General features: G+C 70.2%; 21 protein-coding genes. 11 read left to right on the forward strand and 10 right to left on the reverse strand.

Annotated features, from left to right (window positions below):
- Positions 1–54: 54 nt before the first annotated feature.
- The 3 genes from EV386_RS11290 to EV386_RS11300 all read right to left on the reverse strand — a co-directional run bounded on the left by EV386_RS11290 (position 55) and on the right by EV386_RS11300 (position 4,296).
- A complete protein-coding gene (locus EV386_RS11290; protein WP_207216520.1) occupies positions 55–1,179 on the reverse strand; it encodes a carbohydrate ABC transporter permease in 1,125 nt (374 codons plus the stop codon).
- A 119-nt stretch (positions 1,180–1,298) separates the two neighbouring features.
- Entirely contained in the window at positions 1,299–2,612 is a 1,314-nt protein-coding gene (locus EV386_RS11295; protein WP_130415030.1) for an ABC transporter substrate-binding protein, read from the reverse strand.
- A gap of 46 nt (positions 2,613–2,658) precedes the next feature.
- The gene (locus EV386_RS11300; protein ID WP_130415032.1) at positions 2,659–4,296 is read right to left on the reverse strand and encodes a GH39 family glycosyl hydrolase; all 1,638 of its coding nucleotides are present in this window, start codon (positions 4,294–4,296) and stop codon (positions 2,659–2,661) included.
- A gap of 182 nt (positions 4,297–4,478) precedes the next feature.
- Here EV386_RS11300 and EV386_RS11305 point away from each other — a divergent pair, with 182 nt between their 5' ends.
- The 3 genes from EV386_RS11305 to EV386_RS11315 all read left to right on the forward strand — a co-directional run bounded on the left by EV386_RS11305 (position 4,479) and on the right by EV386_RS11315 (position 7,084).
- Positions 4,479–5,540, forward strand: a complete 1,062-nt coding sequence (locus EV386_RS11305) for a LacI family DNA-binding transcriptional regulator (protein ID WP_130415034.1) — start codon at positions 4,479–4,481, stop codon at positions 5,538–5,540.
- 113 nt (positions 5,541–5,653) lie between these two features.
- A complete protein-coding gene (locus EV386_RS11310) occupies positions 5,654–5,926 on the forward strand; it encodes an LPXTG cell wall anchor domain-containing protein (protein ID WP_165399904.1) in 273 nt (90 codons plus the stop codon).
- A gap of 171 nt (positions 5,927–6,097) precedes the next feature.
- Positions 6,098–7,084 (forward strand): class C sortase, encoded by a 987-nt coding sequence (locus EV386_RS11315; RefSeq protein ID WP_130415038.1) that lies wholly within the window; start codon positions 6,098–6,100, stop codon positions 7,082–7,084.
- On the opposite strand, the gene EV386_RS11320 is transcribed toward EV386_RS11315, so the two are convergent.
- The 4 genes from EV386_RS11320 to EV386_RS11335 are packed head-to-tail and all read right to left on the reverse strand — an operon-like array spanning position 7,016 to position 12,034.
- Positions 7,016–8,317, reverse strand: a complete 1,302-nt coding sequence (locus EV386_RS11320) for an ABC transporter substrate-binding protein (protein WP_130415040.1) — start codon at positions 8,315–8,317, stop codon at positions 7,016–7,018. The genes EV386_RS11315 and EV386_RS11320 overlap by 69 nt on opposite strands.
- The gene (locus tag EV386_RS11325) at positions 8,314–10,353 is read right to left on the reverse strand and encodes a glycoside hydrolase family 43 protein (RefSeq protein WP_130415042.1); all 2,040 of its coding nucleotides are present in this window, start codon (positions 10,351–10,353) and stop codon (positions 8,314–8,316) included. The genes EV386_RS11320 and EV386_RS11325 overlap by 4 nt, the downstream gene beginning before the upstream one ends.
- Positions 10,350–11,147 carry a carbohydrate ABC transporter permease gene (locus tag EV386_RS11330; RefSeq protein WP_130416901.1) on the reverse strand — a complete coding sequence of 266 codons (798 nt, stop codon included), beginning with the start codon at positions 11,145–11,147 and terminating at the stop codon, positions 10,350–10,352. The genes EV386_RS11325 and EV386_RS11330 overlap by 4 nt, the downstream gene beginning before the upstream one ends.
- Before the next feature lie 5 nt (positions 11,148–11,152).
- Positions 11,153–12,034 carry a carbohydrate ABC transporter permease gene (locus EV386_RS11335; RefSeq protein ID WP_130415044.1) on the reverse strand — a complete coding sequence of 294 codons (882 nt, stop codon included), beginning with the start codon at positions 12,032–12,034 and terminating at the stop codon, positions 11,153–11,155.
- Between the two features lie 212 nt (positions 12,035–12,246).
- On the opposite strand from EV386_RS11335, the gene EV386_RS11340 reads away from it, so the two are divergent.
- The 5 genes from EV386_RS11340 to EV386_RS11360 all read left to right on the forward strand — a co-directional run bounded on the left by EV386_RS11340 (position 12,247) and on the right by EV386_RS11360 (position 17,677).
- Entirely contained in the window at positions 12,247–13,260 is a 1,014-nt protein-coding gene (locus EV386_RS11340) for a LacI family DNA-binding transcriptional regulator (RefSeq protein WP_207216521.1), read from the forward strand.
- 171 nt (positions 13,261–13,431) lie between these two features.
- On the forward strand, positions 13,432–14,496 hold the full coding sequence (locus EV386_RS11345; protein WP_207216522.1) for an ATP-NAD kinase family protein: 1,065 nt from the start codon (positions 13,432–13,434) through the stop codon (positions 14,494–14,496).
- A complete protein-coding gene (locus tag EV386_RS11350; RefSeq protein ID WP_130415046.1) occupies positions 14,493–15,491 on the forward strand; it encodes a thiamine pyrophosphate-dependent dehydrogenase E1 component subunit alpha in 999 nt (332 codons plus the stop codon). Before EV386_RS11345 ends, EV386_RS11350 begins: the two co-directional genes overlap by 4 nt.
- Positions 15,492–15,533: 42 nt before the next feature.
- Positions 15,534–16,547 (forward strand): alpha-ketoacid dehydrogenase subunit beta, encoded by a 1,014-nt coding sequence (locus EV386_RS11355; RefSeq protein WP_130415048.1) that lies wholly within the window; start codon positions 15,534–15,536, stop codon positions 16,545–16,547.
- Complete coding sequence (locus EV386_RS11360) at positions 16,547–17,677, forward strand: acetoin dehydrogenase dihydrolipoyllysine-residue acetyltransferase subunit (protein WP_130415050.1); 1,131 nt, start codon at positions 16,547–16,549, stop codon at positions 17,675–17,677. The genes EV386_RS11355 and EV386_RS11360 overlap by 1 nt, the downstream gene beginning before the upstream one ends.
- A gap of 34 nt (positions 17,678–17,711) precedes the next feature.
- Here EV386_RS11360 and EV386_RS11365 read toward each other — a convergent pair whose 3' ends face one another.
- The gene (locus EV386_RS11365; RefSeq protein ID WP_130415052.1) at positions 17,712–18,767 is read right to left on the reverse strand and encodes a 2,3-butanediol dehydrogenase; all 1,056 of its coding nucleotides are present in this window, start codon (positions 18,765–18,767) and stop codon (positions 17,712–17,714) included.
- Between the two features lie 210 nt (positions 18,768–18,977).
- On the opposite strand from EV386_RS11365, the gene EV386_RS11370 reads away from it, so the two are divergent.
- Entirely contained in the window at positions 18,978–20,225 is a 1,248-nt protein-coding gene (locus EV386_RS11370) for a sigma-54-dependent transcriptional regulator family protein (RefSeq protein WP_130415054.1), read from the forward strand.
- Here EV386_RS11370 and EV386_RS11375 read toward each other — a convergent pair.
- A complete protein-coding gene (locus tag EV386_RS11375; RefSeq protein WP_130415056.1) occupies positions 20,186–20,959 on the reverse strand; it encodes an acetoin reductase in 774 nt (257 codons plus the stop codon). The two genes, EV386_RS11370 and EV386_RS11375, sit on opposite strands and share 40 nt — an antisense overlap.
- A 160-nt stretch (positions 20,960–21,119) precedes the next feature.
- Between EV386_RS11375 and EV386_RS11380 the strand changes: the two genes are divergently transcribed.
- Positions 21,120–21,911: a lipoyl protein ligase domain-containing protein gene (locus tag EV386_RS11380; RefSeq protein WP_130415058.1), complete on the forward strand. Its 792-nt coding sequence runs from the start codon at positions 21,120–21,122 to the stop codon at positions 21,909–21,911.
- A 129-nt stretch (positions 21,912–22,040) separates the two neighbouring features.
- On the opposite strand, the gene EV386_RS11385 is transcribed toward EV386_RS11380, so the two are convergent.
- Positions 22,041–23,885, reverse strand: a complete 1,845-nt coding sequence (locus EV386_RS11385; protein WP_130415060.1) for an HNH endonuclease signature motif containing protein — start codon at positions 23,883–23,885, stop codon at positions 22,041–22,043.
- Positions 23,886–24,040: 155 nt separating this feature from the next.
- Between EV386_RS11385 and EV386_RS11390 the strand changes: the two genes are divergently transcribed.
- Positions 24,041–25,324, forward strand: coding sequence for an integrase core domain-containing protein (locus EV386_RS11390; RefSeq protein ID WP_130415062.1), 1,284 nt, complete (start codon positions 24,041–24,043; stop codon positions 25,322–25,324).
- Positions 25,325–25,494: the final 170 nt, after the last annotated feature.

Genomic DNA, 25,494 nt, shown 5'->3' on the forward strand with positions numbered 1-25,494 from the left:
TGCGCGCGTACTTGGCGGCGCTCCGTCCGGCCCTGTTCTCAATGAAGCCGGTGCTCATCGGTTCGCTCCTTGCTCGGAGATCTCAGACGACTTCGAGGCTCGGCCGACGATCGACGCGACGCCAGCCTCGCTGGCCTGCCGCTCTGCCTCGGCCGCAGCAGCGCGCGCGGCGGAGATCACGGCATTGCGCTGCGCCTTCGAAACCCGTGTCGTCTTGGTCTTCGACGACGAGACCGAACGAGTGAGCAGGAAGTTGACGAGAGAGAAGGTCGCGATGACGGCCGCGAAGATCCAGCCGACTGCCGCCGCTTGGCCGAGGCGGTCCTGCCAGTCACCGAAGCCGAGGTTGTAGAGGTAGAGCACGACAGTGGTCCACTGGTTGTCGGCGCCGCCGCGACCGCCGCCGGTGCCGCCGCCGTCGAACATGCGGGCTTCGTCGAAGATCTGAAGACCGCCGATGGTCATGGTCAAGATGACGAAGATCATCGTCGGGCGGATGCTCGGGATCGTGACCGAGACGAATTGTCTGGCTCGGCTCGCGCCGTCGACCGTGGCGGCCTCGTACAGCTCGCGCGGGACCGCCTGCATGGCCGCCAAGAGAATCAGGGCGTTGTAGCCCGTCCAGCGAAACACGACCATCGCGCCGATAGCCATGTGTGACAGCAGGCGGTCCTGGAAGAACGGCGAGCTGACGTGTGTCCAGACTCCGATGTCTTGGAGGTTGGGCACCAGGAGGCCGAACTGGCTGAAGACCTGCCCGAAGATCATCGACGTCGCAACGGGCATCACCACGAACGGAATGAGGACGCTCATCCGCCAGAAGGTCTTGGCGTGCAGGTTCTGGTCGAGGATCGCAGCGATGACCAACGCGAGGATCAACTGAGGGACGGCGCCCCACAGGAAGATCGAGAAGGTGTTCTCAAGGGAGCGCCAGAACAAGGGCTGGCGCAGGACCCAGGTGAAGTTGTCGAGTCCGACGAAGTCACCCATTCCTGCGCGACGATGCCAGTCGTGAAGCGCCACCACGATATTGAAGAGGAGCGGAAACGCCCCGAAGATCGCGAAGAGTATGAAGAACGGCGAGACGTAGAGGTACGGCGAGAGTCGGATGTCCCACCGCGAGAGTCGTTGTCCCCATCCCACGCGGCGCGCACTGCGCTGTGCCGCTGAGGTTGCCATGTCGGGCGCCTTCCGTGACGAGTGGTCGTGAGTGCTGGTGAGCAGGCCTGCGGCCGGCGAGGAGGACCGGCCACAGACCTGCTTCTCGGGCGAGGTCTGACGTCTCCCCGTCAGGAGGCTCAGTCGGCCGTTTCGAAGCCGAGCGCCTCGAAGTTGCTGACCACAGAGTCCCAAGCGCTCTCGGCGGTGGCGCCGCCCGACTCGACGAGGCGGATGCCGTCGGTGACGACCGTCTGGATGCCGGCGAAGTTCTCGCCGCGGAACCCGCCGGCGGCGGCGTCGCCGGCGGCTGCGGCGAGGTCGCCGTAGATCTGCCCGATGCGCTGGCCGCCGAAGAACTCGTTCTCCGTCTCGGCGATGTCAGCGCTCGACATGGCCTCCAGTTGCGAGGGGAACTGGCCAGTCGTGTGGAACCACTGGATGGCTGCCTCGGATGAGGTCAGGTGGTCGGCGAGCTTGACGGCCCATTCGGTGTTCTCACCGGTGGCGGGCACGGAGAAGAAGGATCCGCCCCAGTTGCCACCGCCCTCGGGGAACGCGGAGGCGATACGCCAACCATCGACGCCATCAGCGTTCTCCTGGATGATGCCTGCCATCCAGGCGGGGGTGATGACAGTGGCCCACTGCTCGTTCTGGAACCCGGCGCCCCAGTCGGCGTGACCAATCGCGATCCCCGCGGAGACGCCGTCCTCGGCCGCCTGAGCGAACATCATGAAGAGGTCCTTGACCTCGGCGTTGTCCGCCATGTTGTACGGCTTGCCCGACGCCGGGTCCTCGAACGCGGACGGGAGCAGGTTGATCGCAGCCTGGAAGGCGTTGGTCAGGGAGTCGACGAAGTAGTTGTCACTCGCCGCGACGTACTCGCGCCCGGCGTCCAGGAAGGTCTGCCAGGTGGCGTTGTCGCCGCCGATGAACTCACCGAAGGACTCCGGGTCGGTGACGCCGACGCTCGCGGTCATCTCCTGGTTGAAGGCGACGCCGAGCGGACCGATGTCCGTGCCGTACCCGGTGATCTTTCCGTCGACCGAGCCCTGCGTGACCTTCCAGTCAACCCAGCGGCCCGGGATCTCGGGCAGCTCAACCCAGTCCTCGGGGATGGCCATCATCTCCGTCCACCAGTCGAGTTCGATGAGGTGGACGTCGGACAGGCCAGCGCCATCGGCCGCGAGACCGTTGCGGAGCACGGTCTGCGCCGACGCGCCGTCGGGGAACGAGTTCACCACGACCTCGATGCCGTACTCCTCCTCGAACGAGTCGAGCAACTCCTGGGGGAAGTCCATCCAGGCGGCGACAGTCAACTGCGCCGGCTTGTTGTCCTCGGTGGCCTCACCGGCGCTGCCGCCGCCGCCCGCGCCGCCTCCGCAGGCGGTGAGGGCGAGAGCAGCCGTGGCCGCGAACCCAGCCGCTGCAGCGGCCTTCTTGCTGATCCTCATGATCGGAGGTCCTTTCGTCACTTCGTTGTGTGGGTGGTTGGTTCGATCAGTTGGTGGCCGGCGCGACCGACATGACGGCCCAGGCAGCGAGCGCAATGTCGATCGTCAGAACGCCGGCCGCGTCGACCGTGATGGTCCGGCGGTCGAGGTGGTCGGCGACCTTCTGGAGGTCGGCGAGCTCCTGACGAGTGGGGTTGAGTGGGGCGCCGAGACGGTGCCAGGCCTCCGCGACATTGCCGTGGCTCCAGTCGAGGATCTCGACGGCGAACCGAGCGCCCGGGGTCAGGCCGCCGATCGAGTGATGGACCTGTCGATCGGGTCCCAGCTCGGCGAGGAACCGGGTGTCGGCATAGGTGCGCTGCGAGGCGAGCCCCGTCGTGCCCAGATCGGCCGGGTAGTTGTAGAAGATCGCCGAAACGTCGCCGGTCTGCGAGGACCGCGTGATGGCGCCGTCGTCCAGCTCGGCCAGCAGGCGGTCGCCGAGGCGATTGAGCATGGCCATCGCGTGGAACGTCGGCTTGTGAAGGCCGTTCTCGTTGACAAAGCCGAATCCTCCGTGGAACGGGCCGATCCCGGCGCCACCCTCCTCGAACACATCGGTGAACGTCCAGTACGAGATGGACTCGGCGAGCGGCGCGCCTTTGAGGAACGCTCTGACGATGTACGACGCCGCGAAGAGCGTGTCGTGGATGGCGTCACGGCTGGACGGCGAGGTCGACCATTCAGTGATGTGCAGTTCGGCGCCCGGGTACGGACTGTCCTCGATGATCGTGCGCATCAACTGCAGATCGACGAATGTGGCGTCCTTGTGACGAGTGATCGCGCTGACCGCTCCCAGGGAGTCTGCGGCGTAGTCCGTCGGATACAGGTGCGTGGACAGGAAGTCGATCGGGAGCCCACGCTGCGCGCAGTAGTCGATGAACTCGTGGATCCACACTGGCTGCCAGTCGAGCTCGTCCGGGTCCGCCGCAACGGCGGTCTCGACCTCAAGGGATGCGTCGTGGTACTCGCCGGCGTAGCGCGCGTCGGGAACGAAGACGCTCGTTGACGGTCCCCCGACCCGCAGCCGCGGGTCGATCTCCTTGAGCGCCTTGGCCGTCGCCTCGTAGAGCTCGAAGTACTCGGTGCGCGTCCCCGTCCAGAACTTCGGGACGAGGTTCGGCTCATTCCAGACCTCGAACGGCCAACGCCGGACCTCGTCGATCCCGTATCGCTCGATCCAGTGGTTGACGGTCGCGGTGACGAGCTCGACCCAGGCGCCCATGTCTTTGGGCGGGCTGCAGTGGGCCTTCCACCAGAACAAGGTCTCGGTCTGGGTGGCGAGCTGACGCGGCATGAACCCGAGTTCGACGAAGGGGCGGGCGCCCGTGTCGAGGATCGCGTCAAACACCTTGTCGACGTACGCGAAGGTATAGACAGGCTCGGTCAGCTGCTCTGGAGGCCCGAAGCCACCGCCGTTGTCTGTCCGGTACACGAACATGTCGTCGTGGAACAGTCCGTGGAAGCGGACGTATCGCGCACCCAGCACCTTGACCGCCTCGCGGAAGTGCGCCTGCCAGTCGGCTCGCAAGGCCTCGTTCGCACGGCCCGCGCCGACGCACTCACTCCAGACGTGCCGGAGGGCGACATCGGTCGGCGCCTGCCCATCGATCATCAGGGTTGGCGTCGGCACGTCGTCACGCATGGGAGCTCCTTTGGTCTACTGAGGTCACGAAGCGGCCACGGGCCGAAATTGTTTCGCAACTGTCTGTCTGGTGTTTAGGTTAGGAGGGCGATGCGCGTCGCGCAAGAAGTGGCGCGCTTCGGCCTTGGCGGTGACGCGACCAGAGTGCTAGACTCGAAATAGTTTCGAGTTGAGGAGTGAGAGTGGCCGCTCAGGAGAAGGCCCGGCGCGCGACGCTGACAGACGTCGCGTCTGCCGCCGGGGTGTCGAAGGCGACAGTCTCAAAGACGCTGAACGGTCGCGACGACGTCGCGAGTGAGACCCGTGAGCGCGTCCTCGCGGCGGTCACTGCTCTCAACTACAGGCCAACCACGTCACGCACCCCGGCGGCCGAGCGCCGCGCACTCGCAGTCGTGTTCGACATCCCTGCCTCGCCGTACATCCTGAATGTCCTTCAAGGCGTGCTGGCCTCAGCGACGGACGAGCAACTGGACCTTCTGACGCGCCTTGCCCCAGGTCTCGGGACACGGACACACCGAACGGTGGCTCGCGACTGGATCGCCGAGCAGCGCGCTTGCGGGGCCGTGGGGATCGTCGGCCTGACACTGTCTGAGCCCGACGCGCTCATCGACGCCGCCGCCGATGCGGGCCTTGCGTTCGTCATGGTTGACCCCGTCGACACGAACCACGAGCGCATGGTCAGCGTCGGCTCATCCAACTGGGCAGGCGTCCGCGCCGCGGCAGACCACCTCATCGCTCTCGGCCATCAACGCATCGGCTGGATCGGCGGCCCAGAAGCCTCCGACGCAGCACGCGATCGCTTCTATGGCTTCAGCGCGGCCATGGACGCCGCAGGGCTCGCGCTCGACCCGGCCCTTGTCCGCGCAGACCAGTTTGATGTTGCGACCGGCGCACGACTCGCCCGCGAACTCCTGACCTCGCCCCACCCCCCGACAGCCATCATGGCCGCCGACGATGAGCTCGCAGTGGGCGTGCTCGCAACCGCGCATGAGCTCGGACTTCGGGTGCCCGAGGATCTCAGCGTCACAGGGTTCGATGACACGCCACAGGCGGCATGGACGACACCGCCGCTGACCACCGTCCACCAGCACCTCGATGGCATGGGCCGGATGGCGGTCCAAACGGTGATCGCGATGTCAATGGGCAAGCAGCCGGCGTCGCGCCACGTCGAGCTCGCGACGTCACTCACCCTTCGAGGGAGTACGGCAGCCGCGCCGAGCGCTGCGGCGCCAGCCGGGACCTGACGTTCAGCGTCGTCTTTCCTCCGACGAAGCCGTCCCCGGCGCCCTCTTTTGACCTGGGGCATTCCTTCAGGTCGCCCTGAACGCGCCGGGTGCGGTGCGCAGGGTGGGGTCCCGTGAACGTGCGGGGTGCGCGGCAGGTGTACCCACTGCGGCGGGCGCCGTTGCGCAGGTGCGCGGCGCGACTACTGCACCCCGGCGCGCCGGCCACGAGGACGCGATTCGAGATCACCAACGTCCAATACGGCACGGACCCCGGCGACCTGCCGTCGCTGCCCGTGACCGGCGCGACCGGCGTCGTCCTGATGGTCGTCGTCGGCGGCACGCTCATCGCGCTCGGTGTCGCGCTCTCGGCGAGCAGCCGCCGCCGTCGCGCACAGCAGGCCTGACGCGGCCGGCGCCGCTCCACCAAGCCGGACGCGGGAGCGGCGCACCCGCGCAGGTCCCCGCGGCTCGCCGCGGGACGGGCGGGGCGAGGGTTGCGACCCTCGCCCCGCCCGGGCGTCACCACCGGACCACTCACGCAGGACCACCGACACCAGCGCAGTGAGGCAGCGAACGTGACACACGACGACGGCGACCCGACCGGAGCGGCCCCCTCCCCCAGCCGCAACACTTCACCGCAGCGCTGGCGGTTCACCTGGCTCGGCCTGACCGTCGCACTCCTGCTGCAGGCCGGCCTCACACTGCTCCTCTACCCGTCAGCCGCCTCCTGGGTCGCGCAGTACAACCAGTCGAACATCGTGTTCGACCAGGCCAAGATCAACGCAGGGCAAGCCAAGGCCACCATCGACGCGCGCATCGACGCCGCGCACGAGTACAACGGCCTCCTGCAGTCGGGCGCGCTGTACGCGGGCGGCAGCAGCCTCGCCGAGGGCGTCGGCGTCTCGGGCGCGGACCTCAACTACTGGGAGCTGCTCAAGTCTCCCCCGACCAACTCACTCGCGCGCCTACGCATCGCGTCGATCGACGTCGACCTGCCCGTCTATCACGGCACCAGTGACGACGTCCTCGTGAAGGGCCTGGGGCACCTGCAGGGCACGTCGCTCCCGGTCTGCGGCGAGGGCACGCGCGCCGTCCTGACTGGCCATCGTGGGCTCGCGAGCGCCACGCTCTTCACCAACCTGGACAAGGTCGAGCCGGGTGACCGGTTCACCATCGAGGTGGTCGGGCGCGTGCTGACCTACGAGGTCGTCGAGATCAAGGTCATCGACCCGGATGAGACCGAGGAGATCCGTCCCGTGATCGGGCGGGACCTGGTGACGCTCGTGACGTGCACACCCCTCGGCATCAACACCCAGCGCATCCTCGTCACGGGTGAGCGGGTGTTGCCAACACCGCCCGCCGACGTCGCCTCGGCCGGCGCGCGCCCCGAGATCCCCGGGTTCCCCTGGTGGGTGATCGGGTACGGCGCCGGCACCGGGCTGGCGTGGGTGTGGTTCTGGCGGTCGGGTCGGGCGGGTCGCCCTGATCTTGGGCTAGTTGAGCGTCGCGAGCTCCGAGGCGGGATCGGCCCCTGCCGCGATGTTCTGCAGCACGATGCCTAGGTCGTTCTCCAGAGACGCGTTGTCCGAGGCGAGCTTGCGGGCGTAGGCGCTCGCGGCGAGCGTGTCGGTGACGAGCGCGACCGAGTCCTTGCCGAGTTGGGGCTCGTTGTCCGCGATCTCGATCGAGACGCCGTCAGCGACGGGGAAGCCCTGGAGGGTGTTGACCCACAACTGCTGCCCTGTGCCCACCGCCATGAACTCGACGAACTTGGCCGCGGCCGCCTGCTTCTGCGAGGAGGAGTCGGAACTGATGGCGATCGCGAAGTCGACTCCCGACGTCGCCCCCGCATCGTTGGCGCCGATGGTCGGGAAGAGGGCCATTCCGATCTCGTCCGCCTCTGCCGCCGTGCCGGGCTGCTCCTGGTCGGGGCCGTCGAGCGCCATGCCGACGTGCCACGAGCCGGTCGGAAAGGCGATCGCCTTGCGGGCGAGGAAGAAGTCGTCACGCGCCTGGGGGTAGGTGGTCACCGTGGTGGCCGCATCCTGGAACACGCCGTCCGTGAAGAGCTTCTGCCACGCCGTGGCGGCCTCCACGAGCGAGTCCGAGTCCCAGGGGATCTCGCCTTTCGCCGCCTTGTAGACGTCGCCCCCGTCGCCGAACTGGTTGCTCATCCACACGAAGAAGTCCGCGGCGTGCCACGTGTCCGCAGCGCCCATTGCGAACGGTGAGTAGCCCGCCTCGCGCGCGGCCTGGCTCACGGCCACGAGCTCGTCGTAGGTCGCGGGCAACGTCAGGCCGAGCTCATTCATCAGTGTCTTGTTGTAGAGGTAGTACTCCATTCCGGCGAGCAGGACCGGCACCGCCGCGAGCGTGCCGTCCGACGTCGTCGTCTGCTCGAGCGCAGTGGCGTTGACACTGTCGATCCAGTCCGAGGCGTAATCGTCGACGGACTGCGCGTAGTCGGCGTAGTCGTCGAACGAGGAGCCAACCTGGATGCCGAACAGGTCCGGGGTCTCCCCTGCCAGAATCTCGTTGTCGAGGTTGGTCTTGAAGGCGGCGTAGTCCTCCTCTCGCGTGAACGTGATCGTGATACCCGGGTTCTCCTCCTCGAACGCCGCGATCAGTTCCGGCCACTGTGCCTGCGTGGGCAGCCAGGAGTGGAAGGTGAGCTCGATGTCGCCGTCGCCGGTGGCGCTGTCACCGGCGTCGTCGCTCGAGCCGCACCCAGCCAGTGCAAGGCCGGCCGCTGCCGCCATCGCGACGCCGATGCGCAGGTTCTTCGATGGGCTCATGGTGTGGTGCTCGCATTCTTGTGGTGGTGGCCGGCAGGCGGGGTCCCGCTTGCCGTGGTCAACTCGAAGCTGTGGAGCACCGCCCCGGAGAGCTCCGTCTGGGCCCGCAGGTCGGGCCAGGCTGGTGCGGGCAGGTCGACGGCGTCGCCGCCGATGCGGATGGCGAAGGTGCTCCCGAGGGCGCACATCCGCACCGAGGCACGCGGTGCGTCGAGCGGGCCGTGCGCGAGTCGGCGCTGCGATCCGGCTGCGGAGTGGACGATCTCGTACCGACCCGACACGACGCGCGCGCGCACGCTCTCCTTGCCCGCCAGGTCGCCCAGGGTGACCTCGGCATACCCGTACGGCGCGAGGATCTCGACCTCGTGGACGATCCGCGAGGCGGGCGGCAGCGCGTCGGAGGTCAACCGCAATGGCCGACGCCCCCCGACGCGCAATCCACGCTCGACGGCGACGCTCCGGCTTGATCGGAAGACCTTGGGCAGGTGACGCAGTCGCTCCCCCCACAAGTCCAGGTGCTCGGTGAGTGTGAACGCCGAGAACTCGGCAGCCGTCCCCGCGCAGGCGAGCCCGATGCGGGAGGGCGCGTGGTCGTCCGTCCGGGCAGTGAGCAGGCGCAGGTCGTCAAGCCAGACGTCGATCACCTCGAAGGTGCGCTCGACACGCAGGTGCTGCCACGCCGTCGGATCGAGCACGGGCAACGGTGCAGCCGCGATCCGCTCTTCGATGCCGCGGCGCACCTGCGCCACCTCGATCTCGCGGCGGGCGGAGTCGATGAGCACGCGCACCTGGTCGGCCTCGGAGCGGAAGACCGGAGCCACGCCGTATCGCGCGCCGGCGTCGGAGGGCTCGGCTCGCACGTACACCTCGGCGATGAAGCAAGACACCTCGCGCTCATGGACCAGGAGCGCGCCCAGGCCCGCCTCGCATCGGACCGCTGGAGCCTGCGCGTCGGTGCGGGCGAGCGGTGAGAACCTGCCCGAGACGACCTGCCAGGCCGTGTCGAGGTCGGCTGCGGCGAAGTCCTCGAAGATCGTCGGGCCGGCCGGGACGCGCTGCGGTGACGCCGTCGGCGCGTCCGTGATGAGCCGGTCGCCGTCCGGGTAGAGACGGTCGACCCGCATGACCCGCTGCTCCTTGCGGGGGTCGAGGACCTGGTCAGCGTCGCGCCCGTGGTAGACGATCCAGTCGTCGATCAGATTGGGCGCCTTGACGACCGAGTTGTGTCCGGTGCCCTCGACGTCATCGTTGCGGCGCACCAGCGGCGCGTAGACGTAGTCGCTCGGGAACTTCGACCAATGCAGGTCGGTCACCGGCGTCATCGAGCCGTCCGCGGCGCGCACGGCGGCGCGTGAGTAGCCGATGAAGTAGTCGGTTCCGACGTAGGCGTTGCCGGAGTAGGTCAGGAACGCGGTGTCGTGATGCGTGAAGTACGTGGCACCCTCGATCGTGTACCAGTCGCGCCCATCTCCGAAGCGATTGCGCTCGAAGATCTCTTGGTCGAGCGTCGGCAGGACGACGGGGCGCGGCTGGCCAGCCAGGCGGTCCATCGCCGTCATCCGGTCAATCAGGATCGAGGTGCCAACGTTCTCTGCCGCGAGTCCCGTGGCGTCGTTCGTCGAGTAGAACATGACGTACTCGCCGGACTGCGGGTCACGCACCACGTGGGGATCAATCGAGAACGTGTCGAAGAACCGGCGACGCGGGCGGAACGGGCCTTGGGGCAGCGGACTGGTCGCGACTTGAAGAACCTCTTGGTGGGGGTCGTCGGACCCCTGCGGGCGGTCCGAGTAGTACATCCAAAAGGCGCCCTGGGCATAGATGACGCACGGCGCCCAGTACTCGGCTCGGCCCTCGACGGTCAGCGCGAGGCCGAGCGACTTCCAAGTCACCAGATCAGGCGAGACGCTCACTCGGACGCCGTCTGATCCCGTGGCGTAGCAGTAGTAGCGCCCGCGGAACCGCAGCACGAACGGGTCGGGGTTGGCTCGCGTCACGCCGTCGTCGTATGCGGCCGGGTTGGTGAAGGTGCTCATGCCTTCACCGCGCCTGCCGTGACACCCGCTTGCAGGTATCGCTGGCTGAACAGGTAGACGATGATCGACGGGATCGTCATCAGGATCAGACCCGCGTACATCTGCGATATCTGCTCCTGACTCATGCGGTCGAACTGCAGCAAAGAGATCGCCTGAGTGACCGGGAACCTCTCCGGACTGCGGATCAGCAGCGTCGGCAACAAGTACTCGTTCCAGGAGTAGACGAAGGAGAGCACCCCCACATTCGCGAGGGCCGGACCGGACAGCGGGACCAGCACGCTGCGGAAGGTGCGGAAGGTCGAGGCGCCGTCCAGTTTCGCGGCCTCGATCAACTCGTCGGGGAGCGACTCGAAGTGGTTGCGCATCAGCATGAGCATCATCAGCACGTTGAACGCGACCAGCGGGATGATCACGCCGGTGTAGGTGTCACGCAGGCCGATCGACTTGATGGTGAAGAACAGTGGCGTGATCAGCGCCGCGATAGGGACCGCAAGGCAGGCGAGCAGCGCGTTGTACAGCACCTTCCGCCCACGAAACCGAAGCTTGGCGAACGCGAACCCGCCGAGCGACGCAATGACCATGATCGTCAGCGCGGAGGCGCCGGCGAGCAGGAACGAGTTGCCGATGGCGTGCCAGTAACTGAACACGGGATGGTTCAGCACGACCTCGTAGTTGTGGACACCGCCGACGGCGAGGGACTTGTAGATCGCTATCCCGATCGGGTACAGCCACAGCGCGGTCATCACGACCAGCACGCCGTACATGATGACCTTCACGCCCACCCGCGCGCGCATCTTGTTCACCGCTCCCTGTTCGCGAACCTGATCTGGGCCATCGACAGCACGAAGGCGACCAGGAGGATGACCATGCCGATGGCCGAGGCGTATCCGGCCTCGCGGTCGGCGCGAGCCTGGTAGAGGAAAGTCGACAGGAACTGGGTCGAGACGCCGGGTCCACCGCCAGTGGTGAGCCATACGATGTCGAAGGTCTTCAGCGACCCGACGATGCCGAGCACGATGAGCACATTGGTGGTGCCGCGCAAGGACGGGATCGTCACCGAGCGCAGGCGCCGCCACCAGCCGGCGCCGTCGAGCATCGCGGCCTCATACAGTTCGTCAGGGATCGACATGAGGCCCGAGAAGTAGACCATCATCGAGAAGCCCATCCACTGAAAAATGTTGATCGCGATGATCGACCAGACGCCCAGATCGCGGCCGAGCCACTCGACCACCTCGCCCTGGCCCAGCAGGCCGATCGCTCGCAGCGACTCGTTCAGCGACCCGTAGTTGGCCTCCATCATGTACTTGAAGACCGTGGCGATGATCGCCGGGGCCATGGCGATGGGCAGGAAGAAGATCGCCTTGAATACGTTGCTTCCGCGAAGCCGCTCCTTGCAGATCACCGCGACAAGGAGGCCGAGCACGGCCTGGACGAGCACGGTGACCACGAGGAACTGGACGTTGTTGCGCAGCGCGATCCAGAACGTCCGGTCGTGGATCAACTCGGCGTAGTTGTCCAGCCCGACGAAGTTCATCCGGCGCAGACCGTTCCAGTCGGTCAGGCTCGCCCAGGCGGTGAAGCCGATGCTGAAATAGATGAGGACGCCGGAGATCACAACGACCGGCAGGACGTAGAGATACGGGACATAGCGGCCCGTCGCCGAAACCCTGGTCTCGCTCACCGCTCAGCCCCTTGCTCGATGACGTCACGACGCGATTCAACGTTGAACCTACGGGCGGGAGCCCACTGGCGAGGCATGTCACCGGGGCTCGAGAACGCAGTTTGGTTCAGCGTTGAACTCAACTGCTCAGGAGGCTAACCTTCCCCCCAGAAGGTGTCAACAAATGGCGGACGAGTGTCACCTCGCGCACGTCTGACCGGGGAGGATGCAGCGTGGCACGAGTCAGGCTCGTCGACGTCGCGGCCAGGGTCGGCGTCAGCGCCAAGACGGTCTCGAACGTCGTCCACGGCACCGGGATGGTCTCCGACGCGGTGCGCGCCAAGGTCCTGGCGGCGATCGACGATCTCGGCTACCGGCCCAACCTCGCCGCCCGACAACTGCGCAGCGGGACGAGCGGGCTCGTTGGCCTCGCGATCCCTGACCTGCGTGAGCCGTACTTCGCCGAGTTCGCGTCGGGGTTCTTCACCGCTGCCCAACGCCGGGGCCTGACCGTGCTGGTAAGCCAGACCCACGGCGACCGTGTCGCCGAACGCAGAATCAGCCAAGGTGCCGGACTGCCCGCGGTCGACGGACTGGTGCTCAGCCCCCTCGCACTGACGACGCAGGACCTCGGCGAGCGGACAAGCTCGATCCCGCTCGTGCTCATCGGCGAGCACGGCGAGGCGCTCGCGACCGAGCGCGTGCCGCACGTCGGAATCGACAACGTCGCGGCGGCGAGGGCTGCCACCGAACACCTGCTTGACCTCGGCCGCAGCCGCGTCGCTGTCATCGGCGCACAGGATCACGGGTCGACGGCGACCTCCCGTCTGCGCCTGGCCGGCTATCGCGCGGCGCTCGAGGCCGCGGGCGTGCCATTCGACCCGGCGCTCGTCGGCGCCGTCACCGACTTCAACAGGGCCGAGGGGTCTGCCGCCGCCGAACGCTTACTGACCTCTGGAACAGAGTTCGACGGGCTGTTCTGCTTCAGCGACACCTTGGCGTTCGGCGCCCTGTACACCCTCGCGACCCACGGCGTCGCAATTCCCGAGCACGTCAGCGTCATCGGCTTCGACGACATCGGGGAGGGCCGCTACTCCATGCCCCCCTTCGCCTCCGTGAACGTCAACTCCGAGGGCACGGCCGAACACATCCTGGACATCTTCGCCGACGGCGCCCCCAGTCACAGCCGGCTCGTCGAGGTGGCCTTCACAGTGCTCAGCGCTGAGGCCCGGGCGAGCCGCCACTGACGAACCGGGTCGCCTGACCCAGCGGAGCGATCGCAGACTCTGTGCGGGCGAAGGCTCAGGTGCTCTCGATCAGCAAGGCGCACGGCGCGACCGCGCGGGGGCTCGAAACCGGGCCCCCGCAACCCTGATGCAACCCTGTCGGCCACCCCTTTCGCCACGTCCACTGGAGCCGTGACCGCAATCACAGACGAGGTGACGGTCGGGGTGGTCGCCAACCCCGCGTCGGGGCGCGACATCCGCCGCCTGGTCGCGGCCGCGTCGGTCTTCCCCACCGCGGAGAAGGCCAATATGGTGCGCCGGATGCTGGCGGCGTTCGCCGCGGTCGGCGTCGGGCACGCGATGCTCAACACCGACAAGACGGGCATCTCGGCGTCCGTGCTGCGCGCGGCGCACACCCGGCGCCCCGGGCACGACCCGGACTGGCCGCGCCTGACGTTCTGCGACGAGGACCGACGGCGAGGCACCGCACAGGACACGGTCGACGCGGTGCGCCGCATGGTCGCCGCCGGCGCCCGCGTGATCGTGTGTCTGGGCGGAGACGGCACCGCTCGGGTCGCCGCCGACGCGTGCGGGGACGTCCCGATGCTGGCGCTGTCGACGGGCACCAACAACGCCTTCCCGCAGATGCGCGAGGCCACGGTGGCGGGCCTGGCCGCCGGGCTGGTTGCCGTCGGCGCTGTCGACCCGGCGACGACGGTGCGCCGCGCCGGGGCGCTCGAGGTCCGCACGCCGGGGCGGCGCGAGCTCGCGCTGGTGGACGTGTGCGTCTCGTCCGCGCAGCATGTTGGCTCGCGCGCGCTGTGGCGCCCCGACGACCTGCTGACGCTCGTGTGCTCGTTCGCCGAGCCCGACGGCGTCGGGCTGTCGAGCGTCGCCGGGCTGCTGTGCCCGAGCCCGCGCGAGGACCCGGACGGCGTCGTGCTGGACCTGGCGCCGCCCGAGCGGGCCCGCTACGTCGTGCGCGCGTCGATCGCGCCCGGGCTGGTCGTGCCTGTCGGGGTCGACGCATTCCGCCCGCTGCGCCCCGGCGAGACCCTGACTCTCCCCCGCTCGAACGGCGTCATCGCCGTCGACGGTGAGCGTGAGATCGAGCTGTGGGGCGGGCGGCCGGCGACCGTCGCCCTGGTGCGCGACGGCCCGCGCTGCGTCGACGTCGCCGCGGTGATGCGCGAGGCCGCGCGCACCGGCGTCCTGAGCATTCGGCAGACAACACCGACGAACTGGAGGACCTCATGACCGACACCATGCCGGCTCCCACGGGATCCGCTGACCTGGGCCCGGAGCGGCTCTTGGACGCCTACCGGATGATGCGCACGATCCGTGAGTTCGAGGAGCGTGTGCACGCCGAGTTCGCGACGGGCGACATCCCGGGCTTCGTGCACCTGTACGCGGGCGAGGAGGCGTCCGCCGCGGGCGTGTGCGTCACCCTCGACGAGCGCGACACCATCTCCAGCACGCACCGCGGCCACGGTCACTGCATCGCCAAGGGCGTCGAGGTCAAGGGCATGATGGCCGAGATCTACGGCCGCGCCACGGGCACCTGCCGCGGCAAGGGCGGCTCGATGCACATCGCCGACCTGTCCAAGGGGATGCTCGGCGCCAACGGCATCGTCGGCGGCGGCCCGCCCCTGACGTGCGGCACCGCGCTGGCCGCGAAGTTGAGCGGCACGGGCGGCGTCGGCGTCACCTTCTTCGGTGACGGCGCGAGCAACCAGGGCACGACGCTGGAGTCGATGAACCTCGCCTCGGTGTGGAACCTGCCGGCCGTGTTCGTCGCGGAGAACAACGGCTACGCCGAGGCGACGGCGAGCACGTGGTCGGTCGCGACCGACAACATCGCCGACCGCGCCGCCGGGTTCGGCATGCCGGGCGTCATCGTCGACGGCTTCGACTTCTTCGCGGTGCACGAGGCCGCGCGTGAGGCGGTCGGGCGGGCGCGCGAGGGCGGTGGGCCGACGCTCATCGAGGTCAAGTTCACGCGGTACTTCGGCCACTTCGAGGGCGACCAGCAGACCTACCGCGCCGACGAGGTCGCCGACGCGCGCGCCAACCTCGACTGCCTCAAGCGCTTCCGCGCGCGCGTCACGCAGACGGGCGAGCTCACCGGCGCCCAGCTCGACGGCGTCGACGCCGACGTCGCGCGCCTCATCGACGAGGCGGTCGCCGAGGCCAAGGCGGCGCCGCCACCGACCGCCGCGGACCTGGAGACCGACGTCTACGTCGTCTACTGACCTGGCCCACCCCGAACCCACGACCCACCCTCAGGAGCGCACATGGCACGCACGATCAGCTATCGCGAGGCGATCAACGAGGCGATCTCGCTGGAGATGAGGCGCGACCCCAGCGTCATCGTCATGGGCGAGGACAACGCCGGCGGCGAGGGCAGCCCCGGCGACGACGACGCCTGGGGCGGCGTCCTCGGCGTCACCAAGGGGCTGTACCACCAGTTCCCCGGCCGGGTGCTGGACACCCCCATCTCGGAGTCGGCCTTCATCGGCGCCGCGATCGGCGCGGCGACGGCGGGCCTGCGCCCGGTGGCCGAGCTCATGTTCATCGACTTCATGGGCGTGTGCTTCGACCAGATCTTCAACCAGGCCGCCAAGTTCCGGTACATGTTCGGCGGCAAGGCGCGCACACCCGTGGTCATCCGCACCATGTACGGGGCGGGGTTGCGCGCCGCGGCGCAGCACTCGCAGGCGCTGTACCCGATCTTCACGCACATCCCCGGGCTCAAGGTCGCCGTCCCGTCGAGCCCGTACGAGGCCAAGGGCCTGCTCGCCGCGGCCATCCGCGACGACGACCCGGTCATCTTCTGCGAGCACAAGGCCCTGTACGACACGCAGGGCGAGGTGCCCGAGGGCGCGTACGCCCTGCCGTTCGGTGAGGCCGACGTCGTCCGTGACGGCGACGACCTGACGATCGTGGCGATCGGGCGGATGGTGTCGTTCGCCCGGGACGCGGCAGAGGACCTGGCCCGCCAGGGGGTGGAGGCCGAGATCATCGACCCGCGCACCACCAGCCCGCTCGACACGGCCACGATCCTGGAGAGCGTCGAACGGACGGGTCGGCTCGTCGTCGTCGACGAGGCCTCGCCACGGTGCAACGTCGGGACCGACATCGCCGCCCTGGTCGCCCAGGAGGGCTTCGGCTCGCTGCGCGCGCCGATCCAGGTCGTCAGCCCGCCGCACACCCCGGTCCCGTTCTCGCAGGCGCTCGAGGACGTCTACATCCCCGACGCCCAGCGCGTCGTCAACGCCGCCAAGACCGTCCTGGACTGGGTCCGCTGATGTCGGTCATCTGGGTCGTCATGCCCAAGTGGGGGCTGTCGATGGAGTCCGGCCGCATCACCGAGTGGCTCGTGAGCGAGGGCGACGAGGTCGCCGAGGGCGACGAGCTGTGCGAGATCGACACCGAGAAGATCGCGGGCGCGCTGGAGTCGACGGCGGACGGCACGCTGTGCCGGGTCATCGCCGCGGTCGGCGAGGTGGTCCCGGTCGGGGCCACGATCGCGCTCGTGGCCGACGCGGCGGTCGCGGAGGCCGCCGTCGAGGAGGCCGCGCGGGCCGCGCGCGAGGAGCTCGACGCGGGGGTGGTCGAGGAGGTCGCCGGTCCCGAGGTCGGCTGCGTCGAGGTCGCGGGGCGCTCGCTCGCCTACGCCCGCAGCGGCGAGGCGGGCACCGCCGTCGTGCTGGTGCACGGCTTCGGCGGTGACAAGAACTCCTGGCTGTTCGTGCAGGAGCCGCTTGCGGCCGACCACGTCGTGGACGCGATCGACCTGCCGGGTCACGGGGAGTCGGCGACCGACGTGGGCGACGGGTCGCTCGCGACGCTCGCGGCGGCGGTCACCGGCTACCTTGACGCGCGCGGGATCGACCGGGCCCACCTGGTCGGCCACTCGCTGGGCGGCGCCGTGGTCACGGCGGCCGCCGCGGCGGCGCCCGACCGCGTGCTCTCGCTCACGCTCGTGGCGCCCGCGGGGTTCGGCGCCGCGGTCAACGCCGCCTACCTGCGGGGGTTCGCGGGGGCGACGTCGCGCCGCGAGCTCCAGCCACACCTGCGGGCGCTGTTCGCCGACGAGTCGCTGGCCACCCGCCAGCTCGCCGACGACCTCATGCGCCACAAGCGGCTCGACGGCGTCGCGGAGGCGCTCGCCGCGCTGCTGGGCACGCTGCTGACCGACGACGACCGCGCCGGGCTCGACGCGCTGAGCCTGCTCGACGGGCTCGACGTGCCGGTCATGGTCGTGTGGGGCCGCCAGGACGCGGTGCTGCCGTTCACCAACACGGCGGCGTTCGACGGGCGGCGTCAAGCCGGGCAGTGCGAGGTCCGCGCGGTCGACGACGCCGGCCACATGGTCCATATGGAGCGGCCGTCGGCGGTGGTCGAGGCGGTGCGCGCGCTGACGCGCCCGCGCTGACGCGCCGCCAGGGCCGTCGGCGCCGCCAGGGCCGTCAGGGCCGCACGAGGATCTTGACGTTCTCCTCCTTGTTGCCGATGAGCTCGTCGAAACCCTTGGCGACGATGTCGGCCAGGTCGATCCGCCCCGTGATGAACTGGTGCGGGTCGACCAGGCCGTCGGCGACCATCTGGATGGTCGCGGGGTGGTCGCCCGCGTACGCGAGCGAGCCGAGCACGTTGACCTCGCGGAAGACCAGATCGTTCATCGCGACCGTGGCCTCGTGCCCCCAGATGGCCACATTGACGCACGTGCCGCCCACGCGCGTGGAGCGCACGGCGGCCCGCAGGACGGCGTCGACGCCCGCGCACTCGAACGAGACGTCGGCGCCGCGCCCCGCGGTCAGCTCCATCACCGCGTCGACGACGTCGATGGCGCCCGGGTCGATCACGTGCTCCGCCCCGGCTGTCACGGCCTTGGCCTTGCGGACCTGCGCGGGCTCGACGGCGATGACCTGCTCGACGCCGGCGGCCCGCAGCGCGGCGGTCGTGACCAGCCCGATCGGACCGGCGCCGAAGACGAGCGCGGTGTCGCCGGGCCGCGCGCCCGAGAGCCGGACCGCGTGGTGGGCGACGGCGAGCGGCTCGACGAGCGCGCCGACGTCGGTGCCCAGGTCCCCCAAGGGGTGCACCCAGCGGGTCTCGGCCACGACGTAGCGTGAGAACCCGCCACCGAAGCCCGAGAGCCCGACGAAGCCGAGCGTCGCGCACACGTTGTAGCGCCCGCGCTCGCACGCGTCGCAGCGCCCGCACACGATGTACGGCTCAACGACGACGCGGTCGCCCACGGCGACGCCCTGCGCGCCCTCGCCGACCTCGGCGACGACGCCGGCGAACTCGTGGCCGAGCGTGACGGGGACCGACTCACCGGTGAGCGGATGGGGTGAGCCCGCAGGAGGGGCGAAGATCGGCCCGTCGAGATACTCGTGCAGGTCGGTGCCGCAGATCCCGCACCACTCGACCTCGACTTTGACCGTGCCCGGTCGCACCTGCGGCTCGGGGACGTCATCGATCCGGATGTCGCCGCGGCCGTGGAAACGCGCTGCCCTCATGGTCACCTCCGCCTGGGGAACGCGGCGAACGCCGCCGCGAGACGGCCAGCACAGCGCGCCCGCGCCCGGCGCGGGAGGGTTGCGCCGTTGTTGCCTCCCGGTTTGGTTGCCCCAGTGTGACGGTTGTCACATTTGGGCGTCGGTGGGCACTATGGGGGACCGCACCATCCGATGGGGCCGCAACGACGCGGCTGGAAGAGGGTGATTGGCGTGGCCCGGTTCGAGGCGATCCGCCCTGGCACGGACCTGTCGCGCTACGCGCGCGAGCTGGCCCGGGTGCACGACGCCGTCGTCGCGGGCGCCCGACCCCACACGCCGCCGCGCGCGATCGTGTCACGCTCGTGGGCGCGAGTGCTGCGGGCGGGCCTGGACCCGTCGCGGCTCAACGCCCGTGACCGGCTGCCCCGCAGCGAGGTCGAGCGGCGTCGGGCGCGCTCGGCGCTGAGCCTGGTCATCGGCGACCTCGTCCAGACCGTGTCGGCCGTGGCTGACGCCTCCCCGTTCCTCATGGTCGTCACGGACGCCGACGGTGTCCTGCTGTGGCGCGTGGGCTCCCCCGCCGTCCGCGGGAGGGCCGACCGCCTCGGCTTCACCGAGGGCGCGCGCTGGACGGAGCACCAGGTGGGGACCAACGCGATCGGCACAGCGCTCGCCGAGGCCGCCCCCGTCCAACTCTTCGCGGGCGAGCACTTCGAGGAGAGCCAGCACGCGTGGTTCTGCGCCGCGCACCCGATCCACGACCCGCGCGACGGAAGGCTGCTGGGGATCGTCGACGTGAGCGGCCCCGCCCTGACACTGCACCCGGCCATCGGCGCGCTCGTGGCCACCAGCGTGCGGCTCGCTCAGGCGCAACTGTGGCAGCACCTCCAGCGACGCCTGGAGCGGCTGCGCAGGCGCGCGGCGCCCGTGCTGGCGACGATCACAGGACCGGTCCTGCTCGTCGACGTGGACGGTTGGGTCGCCCACTACTCGGGCGTCCCGCCACGGGCGCGCATCGAGGCCCCCCGCGACGACACACCGCTCGCGGTCCCCGGCATGGGCCTGTGCGTCCCCGAGCGCCTCGACGACGGCTGGCTGGTGCGGCCCGGCCGCGGTGGCCACGCGCTCGCGGCGGTGCTCGATCTGACGGCCTCGCCCGTGCTGGAGGTCCGCTCGCACGACGCCGCCTGGCGCACGCCGCTGTCGCACCGGCACGCCGAGATCCTCGACCTCCTACACAGTGCGGGGCGCTCCGGGCTGTCGGCGGGCCAGCTCAGCCGGGCCCTGTACGGCGACCCCGACCACACGGTGACCGTCCGCGCCGAGATCTCCCGGATGCGCCGGCAGGTCGGCGCGCTCGTGAGCGCGCGCCCCTACCGCGTCGCCGACGGCGTCGCGCTCTCGGTCACCGGGCCGCCGTCGACCCCGCGGGCGTGCCCTCAGACGAACAGCATCCCGCCGTCGACCAGGACCGACTGACCCGTCATGTAGTCGGAGTCGGGACCGGCGAGGAACGAGACCAGTTTGGCGACGTCGTCACCCGTCGAGACGCGCCCGAGCGTGATGCCGGCGGCCATCTCCCGCATCGACTCCCCCGTGTCGACGCCGTTGATGGCGCCGAGGTCACGGTCGATCTCCACCCACATCGCGGTGTCGACGATGCCCGGACAGTAGGCGTTGACCGTGATGCCGTGCGGCGCCCACTCCTGCGCAGCCGCCTGGGTCAGCGCCCGCACCGCGAACTTGCTGGAGCTGTAGACGCCGAGCAGGGCGAACCCCTTGTGGCCCGCGATCGACGCGGCGCCGATGATCTTGCCTCCCGAGCCTTGCGCGATCATCTGTCGCGCGGCCTCGGTGTAGCAGAGGAAGACGCCGCGCCCGTTGACGGCGTGCACGCGGTCGTACTCCTGTGGGCTCACGTCAAGCAGCGCCTTGGTCTGGGCGATCCCGGCGTTGGCGACCATGACGTCGAGCGACCCGAGCCGTTCGGCGGTGTCGGCGACCAGCGCCCGCACCGAGGCCAGGTCCGACACGTCACCGTGCAGCGCGACGCTGCGCACGCCGTGCGCCTGCGCCTCCTGGCGCGTGGCCTCCAACTCGGCGGACATCGACGGCAGATCGGACAGGGCGACGTTGTGGCCGTCCTGCGCCAGCCGCAGCGCGATGGCCCTGCCGATCCCTCGGGCGGCGCCGGTGACATGGGCGACGGTCATGGGACTCTCCTCCTGGATCGTGCTGGACGGGCTCCGCCATGGCGTGGGACAGCGCGGTGGCGTGGGACTGTGTGCGCCTTGAGCCTGCGCAGCGCGCCGCGGGGCCGCCAAGGGTTGCCCGGTTGTTGCGCCCGGCGCCGCGCACCGGCACGATCCGACAATGCTGCTGTTGAGCGCGCACGACGACGCGGGCGGCGCCGGCCTGGACCCGGCGCTCGATCTTGCCCTCGCGCACGCGCTGGTGCGGCGCGCGGGCGCGGGCGACCTGTCGGGCGCCGTGCGCGTCTCCCGACCGGCCGCGCCCGTGGTGGTCTTCGGGCGGCGCGACGTGCGCCACGCGCGCTTCGCGGCCGCCGCCGACGCGGCACGCGCCGCCGGGTTCGAGCCCCTGGTTCGCGCGGTCGGCGGCCTGCCGGTCGCCTACACGCGCGCCGCCGTCGTCGTCGACCACGTCGGCACGGGCGAGCGCCCGGGCGACGGCATCGAGCGGCGCTTCGCCGACTTCGGCGACCTGTACGCGCGCGCCCTGCGGCGCTTGGGCGTCGCCGCGCAGGTCGGGCCGGTGCCGGGCGAGTACTGCCCGGGCGCACACAGCGTCAACGCGCGCGGGCAGGTGAAGTTGGTCGGCACCGCCCAGCGGGTGGTACGCGACGCGTGGCTGTTCAGCGCGCTCGTGGTCGTCGACGACGCCGACCGGGTCCGCGCGGTGCTCGGGGACGTGTACCGGCTGCTCGACCTGCCCTTTGACGCGCGGTCGGTCGGCGCTCTGGCCGACGAGGCGCCCGGGACCGACGTCGAGGCCGTGCGCGACGCGGTGCTCGCGGTGTGCGGGGAGCGCGACCCGCTGGTGCCCGCTCCACTCGACGACGCGACGCTCGCGCTGGCCAGGACGCTGGCCGCCCAGCACCGCGTCACCGTCGGCGCTGTCCCGGGCCCACGCTCACCTGGCTGACGGCAGGCCCTGCTGACCCATCCGAGAGCGGGCGTCGCACTGAGCCCCGCGCGAGGCGGCCCGGCCACCCGCGTCTCCTCGCGCCCCTCCCCACGCCGCTCCTTGCGCCGTGTGCGCGAGGCGTGTGGCTCAGAAGGGTGGATCGCGGAGATCGTGGGGGTTGTGGTGGTGGGGGCCTGGGACGGTGGCGTGTTCGGGGTGGGGGTCGTGGAGGGTGTCGGGGTGGGGTGGGGGTGCGTCGTCGTCGGGGTCGGGGGGCCAGAAGGGGGTGGGTCGTGGGGGTGTGGTGTGGATGGTCGCGGGGACTTGGGCGGGGTGGGTGGTGTGGGCGCGTGCGGTGGGGGTGGTCCAGGTCAGCGCGCCGGTGTGGTCGGGTTGGCGCACGGTGAAGCGGGTCTGGTGTTTGAGCACATGGTGGTGGCGGCACAGGTGGGCGAGGTTGTCGGGTGTGGTGGGGCCGTGGTCTTGATGGGCGGTGGTGTGGTCGACGTCGGTTCCGGCCGCGGGCCTGGTGCAGCCGGGGAATCGGCAGGTGGTGTCGCGGACCTTGAGGTAGTGGCGTAGGTCTGCGGGTGGGCGGTAGGTCTGGGCGCTGATGGCCAGGACGTCGCCGGTGTGGGGGTGGGTGAGCAGGCGGGTGAAGGAGGTGGCCAGTCCGGCCAGCTCGCGCGCGGTCTCGGGGTCGATCGGGACGGTCCCGTCCAGCAGGGCGGGCTCGTCGGTCCGCCCCAGCAGCGTCAGGACCGGGACCGTGACGTAGATCTTCGGGCGCACCGACCGGGCCAGGGCGGCGAGGCTGAACTCCGTGCGCTCGAACGCCCCATCGAGTCCGTCACCGGCGGCCCGGTCGGCGCCCTCGACACCCGCGGCGCCGGCGCTCCCGGCGCTCCCGGCGCTCCCAGCGCTCCCAGCACTCCCAGCACTCCCAGCGCTCCCAGCGGCTGCGGTGGCGGTGGTGGTGTGGTGGTCGAGGGCGCCGTCGTCGAGCAGGAGGGCGCAGGCGACGTCGGCGCGTAGTTGGCCCAGGGTGCGCCCGTCGCCGTGTCCGCGGACGGTCTGGGCGACGGTGGTCAGGCGGTCGGTGATCGCGTGGACGGCCGGTGCGGGGGCGAACAGGGTCAGGTAGGCCATGCCGTCGGCGACCGCGTCGGCCCACACACCCCGTTTGGTCGCGGCCTCGCCGTGGCGCACCTCGGGCGGCGCCGGGCAGACTCGCTCGCGCGACCGAGCGAGCGTGCGCTTGAACGTGCGCGGGTTCTGGCGCCCCGCCGCCGCGACGACGTCGCCGTCGAGTCGGGCGGCGGTGCGGGCGTCCAGCTCGGCGACCGCGTCCGCCACGGCGCCCGCGTTGGCCCAGGAGACCTGCCCGGCCACGGCGGCGCACAGGGTGCGCGGGGCGCGTGCGACCAACGCCTGAGCCTGGTCCATGCGCTGGGAGACGGCCTGCTCGCTCTCGCGCACGGCCAGCGCCACGTCCGCCACGACCGCGCGGCGGGCCAGCTCGCGCCGACGCCGCGGACCGGCCGCGCCCACCATCGCCTCACCCGTGGCGAGCAGATCCTGCGCCCGCAGCGCCTGGCGGCGCGCGCGCTCCAGCAACACCCCCTCCAGCGCCGCGAGCGCGTTCTGCCGGCGCCGCACCCCCTCGAGCGCGTCGAGCGTCTCGTCCAGATCGCCCACACCGACGCGTCCACGCACCTCCACCAGGCGGGCGACCTCCGCCGGGAGCGCCGCGACGCCCTCGGCGTCGAGCGCGCACGGGTCAAGGACCGAGCGTCCCAGCATCGCGTCGGCCAACCCCGGTTGGTCCAACAGGCGCACCGCGAGCGACCCGTCATCCTCGGCCCGCACATGAGCCAACGCCGCCAGCCGCGCGCTGACCTCGGCGCGGAACGCCGCCCGCGCGGCCGCAGCCGCGCGCTGTGCGGCCTCACCGGGACCTTCGGCCCCCACCGTCGCTGCGTCCTCGCTCACGCCCTCAGTCTAATCGAACACCTGTTCGACACCAAGGCAGGGTGGCCAAATCGCGACATGTCATGTCCCAGGACATCGGTGACGGTTGTGCATCAGGACATCGGTGACGCTTTCGGGGTTCTTGGTGGTGACACTTCTGCCCTGAGGCTCGGGGCATGGCAGCCCCAGAACCGATCGATCCGCGTGTCCGTCTGGCGATCGCGCAGTGGCCCGATGACGCCCCGCGAGGGTCGGTGACGACGTTCTGCGCGGAGCATGGCATCTCGCGCAAGTCGTTCTACGAGTTGCGCAAGCGTGCGGCGGTTGAGGGCCAGGCGGCGGTGCTCGAGCCGCGGTCGCGGCGCCCAGCGTCAAGCCCGACGAGGCTGACCGACGAGGTCAAGGCGCAGGCCGTCGCGGTGCGGTCGGCGCTGGAGGCGTCCGGGCTGGACCACGGGCCGATCAGCGTGCACGACAAGATGGTCGCGATGGGTCTGGACCCGGCACCCTCGACAGCGTCGCTCGCACGGATCTTCCGGCAGGCCGGCGTCGCGAGGCTGGAGCCGAGGAAGAAGCCGCGGGCGGCGTACCGGCGGTTCGTCTACCCGGCGCCGAACGCGTGCTGGCAGCTCGACGCGACCGAGTACGTCCTGACCGGTGGGCGTAAGTGCGTGATCTTCCAACTCATCGACGACCACTCCCGTTACGCCGTCGCCTCCCACGTCGCGTGGGGTGAGACATCCGAGGGCGCGATCGTCGTCGTGGACAAGGCCATCGCGGCGCGCGGCGTCCCGCAGAGACTGCTCAGCGACAACGGCGCCGCGTTGAACCCCACTCGACGCGGCTACGCGGGCCAGCTCGTCGAGCACTTGACCGTCCTGGGCGTGGAGGCGATCACCGGCAAGCCCTACAAGCCCACCACACAGGGGAAGAACGAGCGTTTCCATCAGACCCTGTTCCGCTACCTCGGCAAGCAGCCCCTGGCCGACACGCTCGACCAGCTTCAGGCGCAGGTCGACGCGTTCGACCTCATCTACAACACGCAGCGCCCTCACCAGGGGCTGCCCGGCAGGATCACCCCGCAGGCGGCATGGGACGCGACGGCGAAGGCCGAGGCTCCCCATCCCAACCCGATCCGCGCCCTGTTCACGCGCACCGCGCCCAAGCCGCAGGCAGTCGTACCGGCGCCCGTGCGGGCGGCACTTCCCCAGGGCGCCTGCATCAAGAAGCTGAACCACGCCGGCACCTTCTACCTACGCAAGGTCTTCTACATGGTCGGCGCCGAGCACGCCTTCGCGGAAGTCATCGTCGTCATCGACGGCGAACGGATCATCGTCGCCGACCACCACGGCGAGATCCTCATCGAGCACACTCGGGCCGCTCCCGGAGTCAGGTACGTCGGCAACGGCAAACCCCGCGGAACCCACCCCAAGAAGCCCGAACCGTCACCGAAGTCCTGACACATCAACCGTCACCGATGTCCTGATGCAGAACCGTCACCGATGTCCAGAGACATGACAGGCCAAATCGCGACAGGCCACATCGCGACATGGCCACCTCGCGATACAGCGCGGACGGCGGCCTACTGACGCCAACCCGTCCCCACGTTGGAGCGACCCGGTGGGCGAGG

It is taken from the genome of Xylanimonas ulmi (assembly GCF_004216535.1).
GTDB classification, from domain to species: domain Bacteria; phylum Actinomycetota; class Actinomycetes; order Actinomycetales; family Cellulomonadaceae; genus Xylanimonas; species Xylanimonas ulmi.

What these genes read in the sequence shown, in the direction of transcription:
- EV386_RS11290 (WP_207216520.1), bottom strand. Translation starts at nt 1,179, where the DNA reads ATGGCAACCTCAGCGGCACAGCGCAGTGCGCGCCGCGTGGGATGGGGA.
- EV386_RS11295 (WP_130415030.1), bottom strand. Translation starts at nt 2,612, where the DNA reads ATGAGGATCAGCAAGAAGGCCGCTGCAGCGGCTGGGTTCGCGGCCACG.
- EV386_RS11300 (WP_130415032.1), bottom strand. Translation starts at nt 4,296, where the DNA reads ATGCGTGACGACGTGCCGACGCCAACCCTGATGATCGATGGGCAGGCG.
- EV386_RS11320 (WP_130415040.1), bottom strand. Translation starts at nt 8,317, where the DNA reads ATGAGCCCATCGAAGAACCTGCGCATCGGCGTCGCGATGGCGGCAGCG.
- EV386_RS11325 (WP_130415042.1), bottom strand. Translation starts at nt 10,353, where the DNA reads ATGAGCACCTTCACCAACCCGGCCGCATACGACGACGGCGTGACGCGA.
- EV386_RS11330 (WP_130416901.1), bottom strand. Translation starts at nt 11,147, where the DNA reads ATGCGCGCGCGGGTGGGCGTGAAGGTCATCATGTACGGCGTGCTGGTC.
- EV386_RS11350 (WP_130415046.1), top strand. Translation starts at nt 14,493, where the DNA reads ATGACCGACACCATGCCGGCTCCCACGGGATCCGCTGACCTGGGCCCG.
- EV386_RS11355 (WP_130415048.1), top strand. Translation starts at nt 15,534, where the DNA reads ATGGCACGCACGATCAGCTATCGCGAGGCGATCAACGAGGCGATCTCG.
- EV386_RS11360 (WP_130415050.1), top strand. Translation starts at nt 16,547, where the DNA reads ATGTCGGTCATCTGGGTCGTCATGCCCAAGTGGGGGCTGTCGATGGAG.
- EV386_RS11365 (WP_130415052.1), bottom strand. Translation starts at nt 18,767, where the DNA reads ATGAGGGCAGCGCGTTTCCACGGCCGCGGCGACATCCGGATCGATGAC.
- EV386_RS11375 (WP_130415056.1), bottom strand. Translation starts at nt 20,959, where the DNA reads ATGACCGTCGCCCATGTCACCGGCGCCGCCCGAGGGATCGGCAGGGCC.
- EV386_RS11380 (WP_130415058.1), top strand. Translation starts at nt 21,120, where the DNA reads ATGCTGCTGTTGAGCGCGCACGACGACGCGGGCGGCGCCGGCCTGGAC.
- EV386_RS11390 (WP_130415062.1), top strand. Translation starts at nt 24,041, where the DNA reads ATGGCAGCCCCAGAACCGATCGATCCGCGTGTCCGTCTGGCGATCGCG.